Annotated in this window: 2 protein-coding genes; both read left to right on the top strand. The window is 50.4% G+C overall.

Annotated elements, in window-relative coordinates; translation table 11 throughout:
* Positions 1–525: 525 nt before the first annotated feature.
* Positions 526–1,548 carry a carboxypeptidase-like regulatory domain-containing protein gene (locus BM035_RS22125; protein WP_092034455.1) on the top strand — a complete coding sequence of 341 codons (1,023 nt, stop codon included), beginning with the start codon at positions 526–528 and terminating at the stop codon, positions 1,546–1,548.
* A 15-nt stretch (positions 1,549–1,563) separates the two neighbouring features.
* Positions 1,564–1,908, top strand: a complete 345-nt coding sequence (locus tag BM035_RS22120) for a hypothetical protein (protein ID WP_092034454.1) — start codon at positions 1,564–1,566, stop codon at positions 1,906–1,908.
* Positions 1,909–1,986 lie beyond the last annotated feature (78 nt).

Raw genomic sequence — 1,986 nt, 5'->3', positions numbered from 1 at the left:
TTGCTTACCCGTTTAAGGGGCGTAAAGCCTGGAATTGGGGGTGCGGCGAATGTTCGCTTTTGTTTAGCTGAGTTCAGAGGATGCCCTGGTCGCAAAGCGAACGTTCAGTCGCAGTGCAAAACCATAGTCACTTGTTAGGGATTCTCTAACCATTGTTCACTCTCTGACCGGTCCCCAGCATTTAATCAAACTGCTGATCTGTCCAGAATCGTTGAACCACTAGACCGGTGAGGATCTGAACGGGTTGAAAACGAGTTCAAGCAGGAGAGTTATTTCGAGCTGCAGAATTCCAACTTCTCCAAGTTTCACTTCAGGACAGCTTAGAAAAGCTTTACGAACTCACGTCGGCCCGCCCACCCCAAACAGGGGGAAAACATCTGGGCGTCACAACTTAACAATGAAAATACAAACCGTTACACGGAAATTCAAATCCTCATCTATCATTCTAATCAGCTTGCTACTGTCCCCTTGCAACTCTACGGGGATTAGCAGCTAAAAGGACCGAAATCAACAAGGAGGCTTTAGATGCTAAGACTAATAGTCTTATTCTCGTCTTTATTAACCATTTCACTCATTCCTCTCCAAACCTACGCAAGCAACAACGGAACCGCTGCTTGCGAAGCTCTCCCAGAGCCTTTTCAGCAGCTCGCGACAATGACGCTAGATCCATCTGTTGAAAACCCACCCCAAGTAGGGCTTTGCCACCGAGTAGCCAATGCTGAAAAGCACTTTGAAAAAGGCTCCGACGACAAGGCGATTCAAGAGCTCAACAAGTACATTGCCGGCATAAACCAGGGAAGCGGAAAGTCCATTGAAGAAAGCTACGCAGCTGCCTTGGTATCTGAGGCTGAGCGAGTGATTTCAATCATTTCAGGGACTTTCGAACCTGACACTATGGCGATTAACGGGGGAGTTTTCGGTTATAGCGACCAAGCACCTGTCGCAGAGGCGACAGTCACCGTGTCGTTTATTGAATCTGGCTCAACCTTCACGGTAACTACTGACAGCAATGGTCTCTTTTCAATCACTGATCTTACAGAGTCCGGGGTTTACGTTGCTAACGTCACAACATCGGATGGTCGAACAGGCAGTGCCCAGGGCAGCTTGCTTGAAACAGAAAGCTCATCATCAGTGCTTGTAACCGTTGATTTGGCTGGTAGCAGTGCAATCTATGGGACCGTCTTTGACAGCTCGGGACAGCCCGTACCAGGTGCGTTGGTAACTGCCATTTTCCCCGACACTGACAGAAAATATTCAACAACCTCTTCCGCCGATGGCTCTTTTTCTCTGATGAACGTCCATGGCGACGGCACCTTGCTCCTCGTTGGTTTCAAAAATGACACCGGCGCTAGCGGCTCAACTACCGGTGTACTCTCCAGTTACACCTCCCAGATCACGCGCAATCTGACACTCAAAGCGCCTGAGACAGTTAATGCCGAACTCCTCAACAGCGGTTTCGAAAATGGACTGGACGGATGGTCGACAGAGGGTTCCGTCACCATCATCGATCGCGACCTTGTTTTCACCACTCCGGACTCAGGCAACTAAGGGAGAGTTAACGATATGGATATTACGAAGTTCCGATTGCCAGCAATCAGCGCTGTGGTCCCATTTACCGCACTAATGCTTCTCGCCGGAGCACAAGGAGCAACCGCAGCGGATGGATGTCCAGTTACCCAAGCCGCGGTCGTTAGCAATGCCGGCTCGCAATCAGCTAAAGGTACTCTGAGCCAGGCATTTGTAGTTCCACCCGCCTATGAAGCCGTCTCCGGCAGGCTCCGGTTTCTCTCTAGTGAGTGGCCACAGTATTACGGCACCGAGTACAACGATACTTATCTTGCGCGTTTAACGGCTCCTGGGAAGGTCGAAATCATCGCGAGTGGTAACGTTATGTTAGTGGCCAATTAAAATGACCCACTACTGGCCATTAATTTTGACCCACCCCCGGGTGGCCGTCAGGCCACAGAACCAGCTACTGTCCCCCGC

The sequence above is a fragment of the Marinobacter sp. DSM 26671 genome, from assembly GCF_900112835.1.
Taxonomy (GTDB): Bacteria; Pseudomonadota; Gammaproteobacteria; order Pseudomonadales; family Oleiphilaceae; genus Marinobacter; species Marinobacter flavimaris.
This window is presented reverse-complemented; position numbering and strand designations above follow the sequence as displayed.